At 37.1% G+C, this 16,851-nt stretch carries 8 protein-coding genes; all 8 read left to right on the forward strand.

The window, feature by feature from the left end:
- The first annotated feature begins 159 nt into the window (after window positions 1-159).
- The 8 genes from DMB68_RS14160 (at window position 160) to DMB68_RS14195 (ending at window position 16,827) form a co-directional block, all read left to right on the forward strand.
- A complete protein-coding gene (locus tag DMB68_RS14160; RefSeq protein ID WP_110347329.1) occupies window positions 160-3,291 on the forward strand; it encodes a SusC/RagA family TonB-linked outer membrane protein in 3,132 nt (1,043 codons plus the stop codon).
- Between the two features lie 11 nt (window positions 3,292-3,302).
- On the forward strand, window positions 3,303-4,877 hold the full coding sequence (locus DMB68_RS14165) for a RagB/SusD family nutrient uptake outer membrane protein (RefSeq protein WP_110347330.1): 1,575 nt from the start codon (window positions 3,303-3,305) through the stop codon (window positions 4,875-4,877).
- 22 nt (window positions 4,878-4,899) lie between these two features.
- Window positions 4,900-5,775, forward strand: coding sequence for a hypothetical protein (locus DMB68_RS14170; RefSeq protein WP_196783706.1), 876 nt, complete (start codon window positions 4,900-4,902; stop codon window positions 5,773-5,775).
- A 95-nt stretch (window positions 5,776-5,870) separates the two neighbouring features.
- A complete protein-coding gene (locus tag DMB68_RS14175; protein ID WP_110347331.1) occupies window positions 5,871-8,357 on the forward strand; it encodes a glycoside hydrolase family 2 TIM barrel-domain containing protein in 2,487 nt (828 codons plus the stop codon).
- 31 nt (window positions 8,358-8,388) lie between these two features.
- Window positions 8,389-10,788: a glycoside hydrolase family 31 protein gene (locus DMB68_RS14180; RefSeq protein WP_110347332.1), complete on the forward strand. Its 2,400-nt coding sequence runs from the start codon at window positions 8,389-8,391 to the stop codon at window positions 10,786-10,788.
- A gap of 79 nt (window positions 10,789-10,867) precedes the next feature.
- Window positions 10,868-12,874 carry a glycoside hydrolase family 97 protein gene (locus DMB68_RS14185; RefSeq protein WP_110347333.1) on the forward strand — a complete coding sequence of 669 codons (2,007 nt, stop codon included), beginning with the start codon at window positions 10,868-10,870 and terminating at the stop codon, window positions 12,872-12,874.
- An 81-nt stretch (window positions 12,875-12,955) separates the two neighbouring features.
- Window positions 12,956-14,512 carry a GH39 family glycosyl hydrolase gene (locus tag DMB68_RS14190; RefSeq protein ID WP_110347334.1) on the forward strand — a complete coding sequence of 519 codons (1,557 nt, stop codon included), beginning with the start codon at window positions 12,956-12,958 and terminating at the stop codon, window positions 14,510-14,512.
- 80 nt (window positions 14,513-14,592) lie between these two features.
- Window positions 14,593-16,827, forward strand: coding sequence for a glycoside hydrolase family 3 C-terminal domain-containing protein (locus DMB68_RS14195; RefSeq protein WP_110347335.1), 2,235 nt, complete (start codon window positions 14,593-14,595; stop codon window positions 16,825-16,827).
- Window positions 16,828-16,851: the final 24 nt, after the last annotated feature.

Here is a 16,851-nt window from a genome sequence, read left to right on the forward strand (position 1 = left end):
GAAGGGGGGGGATCCTTAATAGAGATTTTGCAAAATACGTGCAAGCGGAGAACTTCAGCACTTAGCGGCAAACAAAAAATTTATGTAACAAATATTTCGAATGCGTATTAATTAGATTAAAAACAACTAACAACAAATTTAACCAAATTATTAATGATTATGAAAAGCAATTATTGTATTAAACCAACAATGCTCCAGCTATACCTGGTGCTGCTGCTTAGCGTATTTACGATGCAGTCGGGTTTTGCACAAGAGCAGTCCCAATTTGTAAGCGGAAATGTGAAATCGGCAGATGATGGTATGAGTATACCGGGAGCTACTGTAGCAATTGAAGGAACGAGAAGAGGAACTTCAACAGATTTTGACGGGAATTTTAGGGTAGAGGCAAAAGCTGGTGATGTAATAACAATCAGTTTTATGGGTTTCAAAACCCAGCGTGTAACTGTAGGAACTCAAAAAATGATTGCTGTTATTTTACAAACAGAAGCAGCAGATCTTAAAGAAGTTGTAGTTATTGGATATGGTACTCAAAAAAGAACAACAGTAACAAGTGCTATAACACAAGTAACTGGGGAAAATCTTGCCAAAACCAGTACTATCAATGCACTTCAGGGACTTCAGGGGCAGGCAGCCGGACTTCAGATCACTTCTACTTCGGGACAGCCTGGAGAGAAATTAAATGTAGTTATCAGAGGTTTGGGTACGACTGGCGGAAGCAACCCGCTTTATGTGGTAGACGGAATTCTTACGGGTGATATTACCTATTTAAACAATTCTGATATTGAATCTATTTCGGTTCTAAAAGATGCCGCTTCATCAGCCATTTACGGATCACAAGCTGCTAATGGGGTTATTTTGGTAACAACCAAAAAAGGGAAAAGAGGTTCTCCGGGACAAATTACTTTTGATCAGTACTACGGCGTACAGTCCGTAGCCAGAAAAGTTGACTTATTAGATGCCAGAGAATATGCCGTTATTATAAATGAAGCAGCAGTAAACTCTGGTAAAAGTCCTTATTTTACTAATAGCCAGATAGCCGCATTAGGAAAAGGTACTAACTGGATGGATAAAATGCTAACAGATAATGCAGCCACTAAAAACTTCTCATTTGGAGCTTCAGGAGGTTCTGAAACTTCAGTTTATTCTACCTCTTTATCCTACTTAGGCCAGGAAGGAGTTGTTGGAGGAAAGGACTTATCCAACTATGAGCGTTACAATTTCAGATTCAACTCAGAGCATAAACTTTATAAGGACGTTTTAACTTTAGGACAGAATCTAAGCTTTGCATACGTGGATAAAAATGGTATTGGAGTTGGAAATCAATACAATAATTCTTTAAGAAGTTCATTCCAGACAACTCCATTATTGCCAATGTATGATGCCGATGGTAATTATTATGACACTACGAATAATAGCGAACCATGGCTGGCAGGTGTAGCAAATCCTTATGCAATGATGGATTACAATAATCAAAACGAAAGCAATAATCAAAAGTTATTAGGAAATGTTTATTTACAGGTTGAGCCAATAAAAAACCTAACATTTAAGACGACCTTAGGACTTGATTATTACGTTTCAGAAGGACATTCATACAAGCCTGTATATCACTTGTCAACTTATGCAAATAATAATTTTGATACAGTAAATCAAAATATGAGCAAAAACAGAAGTATCACCTGGGATAATTTATTAGGATATAAGTTTAATGTTGCCGAAAATCATCATTTTGAGGCCATGGCAGGAACATCCTACATTAATTATGCAGGAACCTCTGTAGAAGCGAATAATGCAGATTCTATTTTTGATGATTTAGAACATGCCTGGATAGACAATACAACTAATAAAGACGGGGCTAAAATAACCATTAAGGGAAAAAAAGAAGAAAATCTTTTAATGTCTTATTTTGGGAGATTAAATTACAATTTTAAAGAAACTTATTTGTTCAATGCAACATTAAGAGCAGATGGTTCGTCAAAATTTTCTCCCGGAAATCAGTGGAGTTATTTTCCATCACTATCTGCGGGCTGGGTGATGTCAAATGAAGCATTTTTGAAAGATTCACAAGCTATTAATTTCCTGAAATTAAGAGCGAGCTGGGGTCAGGTTGGAAATCAGGCTGTTGGGAACTTTCAATATTTAGCTGTAATGAAATCTAACAATACAAACTATATTTTTGGTGATACAGAAGGTTCTCTTACGCCGGGAGCTTATCCTGAAAGATATTCAAATCCTGATTTACATTGGGAAACCTCAGAACAAATAAATCTTGGTTTAGATGCCAGATTTTTAAACAATGCTTTAGGTGTTACTTTTGATATTTATAAAAAAACAAATAAAGACTGGCTAATTCTGGCACCAGTTTTGGCAACTTCCGGAGCTAATCCTCCTTTTATAAATGGCGGAGATGTCATTAATAAAGGGGTTGAGCTGAGCCTGAATTACCAAAACAAAATTGGTGATTTTAATTATAGTGTTAGTGCAAACGGTGCTTATAATAAAAATACGGTTGGCCAAATCCCTAATGAGGATGGTATTATTCACGGATTAAGTAATGAACTTTATGACAATGCTGGTGAGTTTTACAGAGCACAAAACGGATTTCCGTTGGGTTATTTCTGGGGATATAAAACAGGAGGTGTTTTTCAGAACCAGGAACAAATTAACAATTACAAATCAGCAGCCGGTGTAGTATTACAGCCAGGTGCGGCTCCCGGAGATATCATTTATGTAAATACAAACGGTGATGATAAAATTGATGCTTCTGATAAAACCAGCATCGGAAATCCTAATCCGGACTTTACATTTGGTTTCTCCTTATCAGCAAACTATAAAGCTTTTGACTTTTCATTGATGGCAAATGGTGTGGCAGGGAATCAAATTGTACAATCTTACAGAAACCAATCAGGAGCTTTCGGAAACTATACTTCCAGAATATTGAGCCGCTGGCATGGTGAAGGATCTTCGAACACAATGCCAAGGGTTACAGAAGACAACAGAAACTATACGCAATTCTCAGACTTATATGTTCAGGATGGTGATTTCTTAAGAATCAATACGGTTACATTAGGATTTGATTTAGCTAAAATGAATAAATCTAAAACATTTTTTGCAAGCCAGTTCAGAATTTACTTTTCAGTATTAAATCTTCACACTTTTACAAAATACGATGGTATGGATCCCGAAATTGGATTTGGATCTTCCAATGATGACCAAAAGTTTTCATCAGGGGTTGATGTAGGATACTATCCAAGACCAAGAACATATATGTTGGGATTAAATGTTAAACTTTAATAAATAAGATAATGAAAAATACATATTTATATATTTTCTGTTTGAGTTTATTGTCTCTGGGTTCTTGTGAGTTAGAAACAGAGCCTTTGACACAACAAACAGATAGTAATTTTTATAAAACGACAGGGGATGCTTACACTGCATTAGTAGGTTGTTATGATGGTTTACAGGTAGCTACCGGAGCTTCCGGACTAGGTGTTCCTGTAATAAGTGAAGTGATGTCTGATGATTGTTTCGGAGGAACCGGCGCTTCTGATGGGTACAATTATGCATTAATAGATGAATTTGATAAGAGCCGTTCTCCTGCAGACGTGGATTTACTTGACTTAAACTGGAAAAATTATTATAAAGCAATTTATCGTTGTAACGTTTTCCTGACGAAAATGGATCAGATTGACTGGAAAGGAGACACTGCTTTAAGAAATACTTACGAGTCTGAAACTAAATTCATCAGAGCCTACCTGTATTTTGAAATGGTGCGTTTGTGGGGAAACATACCCTTATTAACAGCTCCTTCTATAGAGAATATGCCACAGGCGGCTCCTGAAGAGGTTTATAAGGTTATAGCAGAAGATTTAGTTTTTGCGTCAGAAAATTTGCCTACAGCTGCCTATAATTCCGTACCTGGAGGAAGAATTACTAAATGGGCTGCAAAGTCCTTACTAGGCCGCGTTTATTTGTATTATACCGGATATTATGGCAAAACAGATTTAGCAGGGGTTGTAACCAAAACACAAGCTTTAGGACATTTAGAAGACGTTATTTCAGGGAGTGGTCATGGATTAGTTGATAATTTTTCTACTTTATGGCCAGCGGCTTCAGTTGCTCAATATGCAGGTGAGAGCAATAAAGAAATTATTTTTTCTGTAAAATATACTTATACAAGTGATTACAACGGAAATACAGATGGGAATCATTGGCTGGTAATGTTCGGTATGAGAGAGTTTTCATCTTATCCTTATGGCCGCGGATGGGGAGTTACTGTAAATTCAAAACTATGGAATGCTTTCAGTGCTAATGATACAAGACGCGGAGCAACTGTAATTGGAATTGCAGAAGAAAATATAGCCTTCGACAAATTAAACAGCCAAAGAGAATATACGGGTTACTACAACAAAAAATATTCGCCAATGGTTGACCAAAGCGGAAAAGATCTTCCGCTTGTTTTAGGCAGTGCATTTTGGGATATCAGTCAGTTTCAGGATTATGTAGCATTGAGATACGCAGATGTTTTATTAATGGCAGCTGAATTAGGAAGTGGTAGCGCTCAGTCTTATTTTGACCAGGTGAGACAAAGAGCGTACAAATCTAATTTTACATCAATACCGGCTACTCAGGATAATATAATGAATGAAAGACATTTAGAATTTGCTCTTGAAGGAGTGAGATATTGGGACTTATTGCGTCAGGGTATTGGTGTAGCTTCGTCAAAAATTGCAGAATCTACAACATTATTAAGCGGTGGAGTTTCTACAACAAAAACAATTTCGGCTGCTAAGATTCAGGAGACAAAGGGATTACAGCAAATACCTAATACTCAGATCACCTTGTCAGGGAATGTTTTAAAACAAAATGCAGGCTGGTAATTTTAACTAAAAATTTAAAAAAATGAAAAAGACTAAATTATTAATTACATCATTTTTGATGATAATGGTACTTTTACTTGTCCCATCTTGTTCACCTGAAACATATTCTTTAGAAGAAACGATAGACAAATCGGATATCAATATTCAAGTTACTCAGGATTTACAGGCAAGTCCGGGAGGGAATAAAATAAAACTAAAAAATTTAACCACTGACGTAATTCCTTATTGGAAATATGTTGACGGAAATGGAAATGAATTAGGGCATTCTAATAAAGGTGAAGATGAAATTACTTTTCCTTTCGCAGGAAAATATACGATTTATTTCACTGCTTATACACAAAGTGGTGCTGTAGATGCTGCTCCGGTAACAGTTAATGTTACTCAAAATGATGAGACCTATTTTAGTGATGAAAGATGGAACTTCTTAACTAATGGTGTGAATGGAAAAACCTGGGTTTTATACATGACTGCACCTCTGGAATTTATTGGAAAACCTGCATCTTACCAAAACATTGCAGTAAGTGGTCATGGATGGTGGCCAAATCTTTCTGATATTTCGTGGGCAGGTTTAGAAAACAAAGATTGGGGAGAAGTTACTTTTAATCTTAACGGAGGTTATAATGTTACAGTAAAACAAACTGATCCAACAGCCGGAAGTGCTGTGCAGACAACAAAAACAGGAACTTTTAATTTTAATCTTACTGCAGGTTCAACAAATGACAGGATTAGTTTTAACGGAGGAACAGAAATGTTACATCCAAGCGGACCAAGCTATTTTAGTTCCGGATTTACTTTTACTAATGTTCAGATTGTAGAACTTACCGAGACAACCTTAGCTTTTATAGCTATTAGGGCAGATGGTGATTATTTGATTTATCATTTGGTTGTAAAACCTTAATTATTTAATTTTCATAGTCTCAGTTTTCAAGACATTTTTAATGTTCTTTTAAACTGAGACTTAAATTATTGATATAAAAAACAAAAAAGAATACCATGAATAAAAGAAAAAAATTAAACAGCAAATTTTCATTATTAACATTAGTAGGAGTCATTCTGTTCTGCTCTTGTAATAAAAAAGAAGATGCTTTTTTCAATAGAAAAATTTCTTTTAATTCAGATTGGAGTTTTCATCTTAATGATAGTCTTGTTGATAAAGATACAATTAGTCCTTCTACAAAATGGCGCACTTTAGACGTTCCTCACGATTGGAGCATAGAAGGAAAATTTGATGAAAAAAGCCCAGGAGGTTATGGCGGAGGATCGCTTAACGGAGGTTTGGGCTGGTACAAAAAAACATTTAAAGTTGCTGCAACAGACAGCACAAAAATTACTTCAATTACTTTTGACGGCGTTTATAGAAACAGCGAAGTCTGGATAAACGGGCATTTTTTAGGAAAACGTCCAAACGGCTATATTGGCTTTCAATATGAGATTACTCCTTACTTAAACTATGGAGACAAAAACAACGAAATAATTGTTAAGGTTGACAATTCAAAACAACCCAATTCACGCTGGTATTCGGGTTCCGGAATTTTTAGAAATGTCTGGATCGAAACTACAGATAAACTTCACGTAGGACAATGGGGAACCTATATTACAACCCCAAAAATTACAGCTGAAAAAGCTTCAGTACATATTGAAACTACAATTAAAAATCAATACAAAGAATCTAAAAAAGCTACAGTAACCACAACTATTTTTAAAGAAGACACCAAAGTAACTTCGGTTACTCAAAATATAACAATCAATGCGGATGGAAATCAAATTGTAAAGCAAACAGCTGAAGTTGAAAATCCTGTATTATGGTCAGACGAAAATCCGGAATTGTGCACAGCAGTTACCGAAATTTCGCTTGACGATAAAATAATTGACCAATACAAAACCACTTTCGGAATCAGGGATTTTAAATTTGATCTGAATAAAGGTTTTATTCTGAACGGAAAACAAGTCAAAATAAAAGGGGTTTGTATGCACCACGATTTAGGTCCGTTAGGTTCTGCAATCAATACGCGCGCCATCGAACGTCAGTTAGAAATCATGAAAGAAATGGGTGTAAACGGAATCAGGACTTCACACAATCCGCCGGCAACAGAACTTTTAGAGCTTTGTGACAAAATGGGTTTCATTGTCATGGATGAAGCATTCGACATGTGGAAACAAACAAAAACCAAATATGATTACGGTAACGATTGGGACAAATGGCATAAGCAAGATTTAATCGATCAGTTGTTGCGTGACCGAAATCACGCGAGTATTTTTATGTGGAGCATTGGAAATGAAATTCCGGAACAATGGAATGAAACCGGAATTGAAATTGCCAAAGAATTAGCAGCAATTACACGTCAATATGATAAAACGAGACCAATTACAGCAGGAATGAATCCGCCGGTAAACATGAATATTGATGCCGTTACTTTACAATTCGAGAAAAAGAATGTTTCAATTAATCCGCTTGCAGGATCGGGAGTTCTGGATTTAATCGGATACAATTATGCACATCAAACTTTCGAACATCATTTAAAAAATTTCCCAAAGACACCTTTCATTGCAACCGAGACTACTTCAGGGTTACAGACAAGAGGATATTACGATGCCGTTTCAGATACTATCAAAAAATGGCCGGTTAGTTGGGATAAAAAATTTGATGGAGGTAATCCGGGAAATACCGTTTCGGCTTACGATCAGGTACAAACGCCTTGGGGATCTACACACGAAGCAACCTGGAAAATTATCAAAAAACACGATTTCTTAGCCGGAATGTACGTTTGGACAGGTTTTGATTATATCGGAGAACCAACTCCGTACGAATGGCCATCAGTAAGTTCATATTTCGGAATTGTAGATTTAGCCGGTTTCCCGAAAGATGTGTATTATATGTACCAAAGCGAATGGACCGATAAAGATGTTCTTCATATTTTTCCACATTGGAACTGGAAAGCCGGACAAATTGTTGACGTTTGGGCTTATTACAATAATGCCGATGAGGTAGAACTTTTCGTAAACGGAAAATCAGTTGGAAAACGAAGCAAAAAAGGAGATGATTTACATGTAATGTGGAGAATTCCATTTCAGCAGGGAACTCTAAAAGCAGTTTCCCGTAAAGATGGAAAAATAGTTTTAGAAAAAGAAATCAAAACAGCCGGAAATCCTTCGCAATTAAAATTAACTGCGGACAGAAGCACCATCAAAGCAAATAAAACTGATTTGTCATTTGTAACAGTTGACATTTTAGATGCTAAAGGAACTCTGGCTCCAAATGCCAATAACGAAATAAATTTCTCCTTAAAAGGAAACGGAAAAATTGTTGGGGTTTGCAGCGGTGATCCGTTGAGTCATGAATCCTATAAAGGAACAATACATACAGCTTTGGCCGGAAAATGTCTGGTCATTGTTCAGTCTTCTGATAAGTCAGGTCGAATTGAATTGACCGCTAAAGCAAATGGATTAAAACAATCTACAATTGTAATTACAGCAGAATAAACGCAATTAATAATACTAAATATCAACCATAATGAAAAAAATACAAATAGCCTCCTTGTCGCTGTTTATGGGTTTTGGATTATTGCTTTCGCCAAAAGCATCAGCCCAAATCCAAAATGCAGATGTGCTGAATGCTCCGATAGATATCAGCAAAGATTTTCAGAATTACCTGAATACGTTTTATTTCGCTGATGAATTGGCCTCTTTTGATCCTGCAACAGGAAAAGGAACTATAAAATATTTGAGATACAATTATAAAACACGTCAGGCTTTCAACAATATGATGGTGAAACCTGATACAGAGAAACCAAATGAATTCCCAACAACAGAATACGAGGTTTCACCGGTATTGCCATTCGAAATTCAGTTTGTTTCAGACAGAACAATTCGTATCAAAACAACTTCTGGACCGCAGTTTCACCCACAAAAAGAATCTCTGATGCTGGTTGACGGTGTTGCACCAAACCATCCTGAATTATGGAAATATGCTAAAATCGAAGGCGGTCACAGCTACACAAGCAAACATGGAAAAGTCGAAATTTTGACAAAACCGTGGCATGTTAAAATCTACGATGAAAAAGGAAAACTCCTTACAAGTACACTTCACGATACCGATTTTAAAAATACCTATACGCCAACACTTCCGTTTTCTTATGTTCGCAGAAACAGTGATTACTCCAGAAGTATGGGCGCTGCTTTCAGTTTAGAGCCGGACGAAAAAATATTTGGCTGTGGGGAATCCTTTACACAATTCAACAAACGTGGTCAAAAAGTAGTTTTATGGACGGATGACGCCAACGGAATCCAGAATGAAACCATGTACAAACCGATTCCGTTTTACATGAGCAGCCGTGGTTACGGAGTTTTCATGCACCATTCAACACCAATTACAGTTGACTTTGGAAGATATTTTGCCAGCGCCAACGAAATGTACATTGGCGACGACGAAGCCGATTTGTTTTTCTTTATCGGAGAACCAAAAGATATTTTAGATCAATACACCGATTTGACAGGAAAAGCAGCCATGCCGCCACTTTGGTCATTTGGTTTCTGGATGAGCCGTATTACGTATTTCTCTGAAAAAGAAGGAAGAGATGTTGCCAGAGATTTACGTAAATATAAAATTCCAACAGATGTTATTCACTTTGATACCGGTTGGTTTGATGTAGACTGGAGAAACAACTATGAGTTTGCAAAAGCGCGTTTCCCGGATGCTCAAAAAATGATGTCCGATTTGAAAGAAGATGGCTTTCATGTGTGTTTATGGCAGTTGCCTTATTTCACACCAAAAAATACGTTGTTCAACGAAATCATGGACAAAAATCTGGCAGTAAAAGACCGTAAAGGAAATCTTCCGTACGAAGATGCTGTATTGGATTTCTCAAATCCTGAAACGGTAACCTGGTACCAATCAAAATTGAAAAAATTATTTGATCAGGGTGTTTCTGTTTTCAAAGTTGATTTTGGAGAAGCAGCTCCGCCTGACGGAATTTACCATTCAGGAAGAACAGGTTTCTACGAACACAATTTATATCCGCTAAGATACAACAAGGCTGTAGCCGAAATTACGCAGAAAGAAAAAGGATATACTTTAATCTGGGCGAGAAGTACCTGGGCAGGAAGCCAGCGTTACCCATTGCATTGGGGCGGAGATGCCGAAACTACAAACGGAGCGATGTCTGCAGAATTGCGAGGCGGACTTTCATTAGGTCTTTCCGGTTTTAGTTTCTGGAGTCATGACGTTGGGGGCTTCGCTACAAAATCTCCTGAAAATTTATACAGAAGATGGGCACCGTTCGGCATGTTTACTTCTCACGTAAGAAGCCACGGAGAACCGCCTCGCGAACCTTGGTTATACAGCAAAGATTTCTTAGAAGGATTTAGAAAAGCAGATAATATGCGTTACGAATTGATGCCGTATATCTACGCCCAGGCAAAAGAAAGTTCCCAAAAGGGATTGCCGATGATGCGCGCTTTGTTTGTAGAATATCCAAACGATCCCGGAGCCTGGTTGGTTGACAATGAATATTTATTCGGATCAAGTATGCTGGTTGCACCGCTTTTTGAAGAAGTTGAAGAGAGAGACGTTTACCTTCCGGCAGGGATATGGATTGATTATCAGACTAAAAAAGTATACGAGGGAGGATGGCATAAAATCAAAGCAGGCGAAGTGCCAATTGTAGTTTTGGTGAGAGACGGTTCTGCTATCCCACATATTGCATTGGCACAATCTACCAAAGATATGGACTGGAGTAAATTAACCCTAAAAGTATTCGCAAGTGACAAAATCACTTCGGCGAAAGCCAAAATATTTTTACCGGATGGAGATGCTGTTCAGGAAATTACAGTTACTAAAAAAGGAAATACTTTGGATGTAACACCAAATACCTTAAATGGAAAAACCACTTTTAAAACCGAGTGGCTAAAATAGGTTTTGTTAGAGTTAGTTTTATAAATCGGGTGGAATTCGGTATCACCCGATTTATTTATAAAAGATTAAATAAAATATCATGAAAAAACACCTTTTCCTTTCCGCTGTACTGCTTTCAATTAGTTTTGGTTATAGCCAGAAAAATAAAAATACATACGAACTGGCATCGCCAAACGGACAAAACAAAATCAAATTTGAATTGGTAAAAAACGCTCCGAAATATACCGTTTCTCACGGAAAAACCCAAGTTATTACACCGTCAGATTTAGGATTTCTTCTGAAAGGAAATGAAGATTTAAGTTCAAACTTTGAAATCAAAGGAGCAAAAACATCCACTTTTGATGAAACCTGGGAGCAAGTTTGGGGAGAAAAGAAAAACATCAGAAACCATTATAATCAGTTAGTTGTTGATTTACAGCAAAAAACAGGTAATAAAAGAAAACTGCAGATTCAGTTTCGCGCTTTTGATGACGGGGTTGCCTTTAGATACGTTTATCCAAAACAAAATGTAAAAGACAGTATTTTCATTACGGATGAAAAAACGACTTTTAACTTAAAAGAAGATGGAAAAGCCTGGTGGATTCCTGCAAACAGAGAAAACCGCGACGAATATTTATTTGAAGCTGCGCCAGTCAGTAAATTAGATACGGTTTTAACTCCGCTAACAATCGAAAGTAAAAGTGGATTGGCTTTAAGTTTCCACGAAGCAAATCTGATTGATTTTGCCAGTATGACGTTGGTGAATAATAAAGGAACAGAACTAAAATCAGATTTAGTGCCTTGGCCTGATGGAGTAAAAGTTCGTGTAAAAGATACGTTTACTTCATCATGGAGAACGATTCAAATTGGAGAAAATCCGGGTGAATTGATTACTTCTTATTTGGTTTTAAACCTGAATGAACCAAACAAATTAAAAAATACAAATACTTATTTCAAACCATACAAATATTTAGGCATCTGGTGGGGAATGCACATCGGGAAATATACTTTCTGGGAAAGCGACAAACAAGGTGCCACTACAAAACACGCAGAAGAATATATCGATTTTACAGCAAAAGAAGGTTTCAATCATTTATTAATCGAAGGCTGGAACAAAGGCTGGACGCCGGGATGGTATGAAAATCGTATGCACATGTTCAGTTTCACGAAAAGTGCTGACAATTTCGATTTAGAAAAAGTGGTTGAATACGGAAAGAAAAAGAACATCGAATTAATCGGATACCATGAAACGGGCTCCAACTTAATTAATTACTTAAAAGAGGTTGATGAAGGTTTTGCTTTATACAAAAAATTGGGAATTCACACCGTAAAAATTGGTCACGTAGGTTCTAAACTGAATATGAAACAAATGCACTTCGGACAATTTGGGGTGAATTATTTCAGATACATTTTAGAAAAAGCAGCGCAATACGATTTAGCGGTTTTATATCATGAATCGATAAAAGATACCGGTGAACGCAGAACATTTCCAAACATGGTTTCGAGAGAAGCAGCACGCGGACAGGAATACAACGCCTGGAGCGAAGGAAATCCGCCAAACCATTTAAGTATTATTCCGTTTACAAGATTACTTTCCGGCCCAATGGACTTCACACCCGGAATTTTTGATGTTGAGGTAAAACAAGGGTATCCGGGAAAAAGAATTCAGGGAACAGTGGGGCAGCAATTAGCATTGTATGTAGTACTTTATTCTCCAATTCAAATGCTTGCCGATCTTCCGGAAAATTACGAAGGAAAACCAGCTTTGCAATTCTTAAAAGATGTTCCAACCGATTGGGAAGATACCAAAATCTTAGAAGGAAAAATTGGTGAATACATTACAACAGCAAGAAAAGACAGAAACAGTGCAGATTGGTATTTAGGAACATTAACAAATGAAAACCCAAGAAAAGTTGAGATTTCCTTGTCATTCTTAGATTCAAACGCAACTTACGAAGCACAGATTTATGTCGATGCTGAAGGTACAGATCAAAAACACAATCCTGAAGCAGTAGCAATTTCGAAGAAAACAGTAAAATCTACAGATTCTTTGAAATTGAATTTAGGAGGAGCCGGAGGAGGTGCAGTGAGATTCAGGAAATTGTAATCAATAGATTTTCTGTAAGTGCGCAATATGCAGAGACGCACAGCAGTGCGTCTAACATTTAGAATTAAAACCATTTTCAAGATGAAAAAACTTTTAATAATAATAGTTTTAATTAGTTCAGTCAATTTGTTTGGACAAGACCGAACCATAAAAGTAGATTTCAACAAATCTTCCGGAAAATTAAACACCATGTTCAAAGAATGCATTGGTGCCGGAAGAGCAAATGAGGGTCTAAGAGCCGACTGGCAGCAGCAATTGGCAATGGTAAAGAAAGAATGTGATTTTAAATACATCCGAATGCATGGTTTGCTCACTGATGATATGGCGGTTTACAGAGAAGATTCAAAAGGGAATCCGGAATACAATTACCAATATGTTGACGTTTTGTTTGACTTTATTGTGAGTCTGAAAATGAAACCCTTTGTAGAATTAGGTTTTATGCCCAATGCACTGGCAAGCGGAAAAGAAACCATTTTCTGGTGGAAAGGAAACGTGACCCCACCAAAAGATTATAAAAAATGGGAAGATCTGATTCGGAATCTAACAGCACATTTCAAAGAACGTTATGGAGATGAAGAAGTAAAAACATGGTATTTTGAAGTGTGGAACGAACCGAATTTATCACCGGGTTTCTGGACAGGTACTCAGGAAGAATATTTCAAATTGTATGAATATGCAGTCCGCGGCATAAAAAGTGTAAACAAAGATTATAAAGTTGGAGGACCTGCAACTGCCGGAGCAGCGTGGGTTCCGGAAACAATTGAATTCGCTGTTAAAAATAATGTGCCTCTGGATTTTATTTCCACACATACTTACGGAGTAAAACAAGGATATTTAGATGAATTCGGAACTTCGGGAACAGTTTTAAATAAGGAAGAATTTAGTGTAAGTGGCGATGTACTCAATTCACGCAAGCAGATTACCAATTCGGTTAAACCAAATCTGGAACTGCATTACACTGAATGGAGCTCATCTTATACGCCTGCAGATCCAATTCATGACAGTTATCATTCCGCAGCGTATATCCTTCAAAAGCTAAAAGAGGTTGGCAATGCGGCAAACTCTATGTCATACTGGGTTTTTACAGATATTTTTGAAGAGCCAGGTCCAAGATTTACGCCTTTTCACGGTGGTTTCGGATTATTGAATACACAGGGCATTAAAAAACCGGCTTATTTCTCCTATTATTTTCTGAACAAATTGGGGGAAACAGAACTTCAGAATACAGATAAGGCTTCATGGGTGACTAAAAATGCAAAAGGAGATGTTCAGCTTTTATTCTGGGATTTTACCAATACACATCCTGGAGACAAAGTCTGGAACCAAACTTATTATGTACAGGATTTGCCTTCGAAAGAAAAAGGAAAAATAAAAGTTGAAGTTTCAGGCCTTCAAAAAGGGAAATACACTTTAGAAATCTATAAAGTCGGATATAAATCAAACGACGTTTTTGCAGATTATCTGGCAATGGGCAAACCGGCTCAGTTAACTAAACAGCAGGTTACTTCGCTTAAAGAAAAAAATAATGGAGCCGTAATCGCAACAGAAAAAATAACAATTGACGCAACAGGCACTTACAGCAAAGATTATAAAATCAATGAAAATGATGTTGTCCTTTTTAATCTGATAAAACAGTAAATACTACCAAAAATAAATTAAATACCATTTTAAAGGTTTTTTGTGAGGATCAAAATCTTTAAATCTAAAAACAAAACGATATGAAAAACAAAATTTTACGACTGTCGGCATTGATGGCTTTTGTGGTTTTTACTTCCTGTAAAAACAATGCACAAGAGTTAGATACTGATTCCGTTCAAAAAGAATATACAGGAAAAGAAATAGGTTCAGAGTTTGACACTGAAATTGATAAACTGGTTGCTCAGATGACCCTTGAAGAAAAAATAGGCATGCTGCACGGTAACAGTATGTTTACTTCCGGAGGTGTAAAGCGTTTGGGTATTCCGGAATTAAAAATGGCTGATGGACCACTGGGAGTTCGTGAGGAAATTTCCAGAGACAGCTGGGCTCCGGCAGGTTTAACAAATGATTTTGCCACCTATTATCCGGCAGCCGGAGCTTTGGCAGCCACATGGAATACAGAAATGGCATACACCTTTGGAAATAGTGTTGGCCAGGAAATGCGAGCCAGAGATAAAGACATGTTGCTTTCTCCGGCAATTAATATTGTGAGAACACCGCTTGGTGGAAGAACCTATGAATATATGACCGAAGATCCGTTTTTGAACAAAAAAATGGCAGTTCCGATGGTTGTAGGTTTACAGGATAATGATATTATGGCTTGTGTAAAACACTTCGCAGCCAATAATCAGGAAACGAATCGTGATTTTGTTGACGTGCAGATTGACGAGCGTACATTGCGCGAAATTTATCTTCCGGCTTTTGAAGCTGCTGTAAAAGAAGGAAAGGCGTATAGCATTATGGGTGCTTACAACAAATTCAGAGGCGAATATTTGTGTGAGAATGATTATATGCTCAATAAAATCCTTCGTGATGAATGGGGCTTTAAGGGAGTTGTGGTTTCAGACTGGGCAGCGGTACATTCAACAGTAAAATCGCTTCAGAACGGACTGGATATCGAAATGGGAACACCAAAACCTTTCAATGAATTTTTCCTTGCGGATAAATTAATTGCTGCCGCAAAGAACAAAGAAATTTCGGAAGCTGAAATTGATATCCATGTAAAAAGAATTTTACGCACTTTGTTTCAGGTAAAAGCAATAGGAGGAAAAGAACGTGTTAAAGGAAGTATCGCAACCGAAGCACATTATCAGGACGCTTATAAAATTGCTGCGGAAGCTGTGGTTTTATTAAAAAATGAAAACAATGCATTGCCTTTAAAATTAGACGGAATCAAATCAATCGCCATAATTGGTAATAACGCAACGAAGAAAAATGCGCTTGGCGGATTTGGTGCCGGAGTTAAAACAAAAAGAGAAGTCACACCACTTGAAGGTTTAAAAAACAGACTTCCGTCAACCGTTAAAATTAATTATGCCGAAGGATATTTAGAAAGATATGATGAAAAAAATAAAGGAAATTTAGGTAATATAACGTCAAACGGTCCTGTGACAATTGATCAGTTAGATCCGGCCAAATTACAGGAAGCGATTGAAGCAGCCAAGAAATCTGATGTTGCGATTGTTTTTGCCGGTTCAAATCGTGATTATGAAACTGAAGCTTCTGATCGAAGAAATTTAAAATTACCATTCGGACAAGAAGAATTAATCAAAAAGGTGCAAGCCGTTAATCCAAGAACAATTGTAGTAATTGTGGCTGGTGCCCCTTTTGAAATTGAAGATATCAGTAAAAAAACTGCAGCTTTAGTATGGACATGGTTTAATGGTTCAGAAGGAGGAAATGCCGTAGCAGATGTGTTGCTTGGAAAAGTAAATCCATCCGGAAAATTACCATGGACAATGCCTAAAAAACTGATGGACTCTCCGGCTCATGCAACAAACAGTTTCCCCGGAGATAAAGCCGTTAAGTATGCCGAAGGAATTTTGGTAGGATACCGCTGGTTTGATACTAAAAAAATCGCACCCCTATATCCATTCGGATACGGATTGTCATACACTAGTTTTGCTTTCGAAAATACAAAAGCAGACAAAGAAGCGTATGCTTCAAACGAAACTATTTCTGTTTCAGTAGAGGTAAAGAACACCGGAAAAACAGATGGGAAAGAAGTAGTACAGCTTTATGCATCCAAATCCAATTCAAAAGTAACACGTGCTGAAAAAGAATTAAAAGGTTTCGTGAAAACATTAGTAAAATCAGGAGATTCAAATACAGTAACAATTAAGGTTCCGGTTAAGGAACTGGCCTATTATGATGCAGCTGCTAAAAAATGGACAGTTGAACCGGGAAAATATACCTTGAAAATCGGAAATTCTTCAAGAGATATCAAAAAAGAGATAGTAGTAACCATCAAATAAAAAATCAAAACAACCACACTTTAT

The sequence above is a fragment of the Flavobacterium hydrophilum genome (assembly GCF_003202405.1).
Lineage (GTDB): Bacteria > Bacteroidota > Bacteroidia > Flavobacteriales > Flavobacteriaceae > Flavobacterium > Flavobacterium hydrophilum.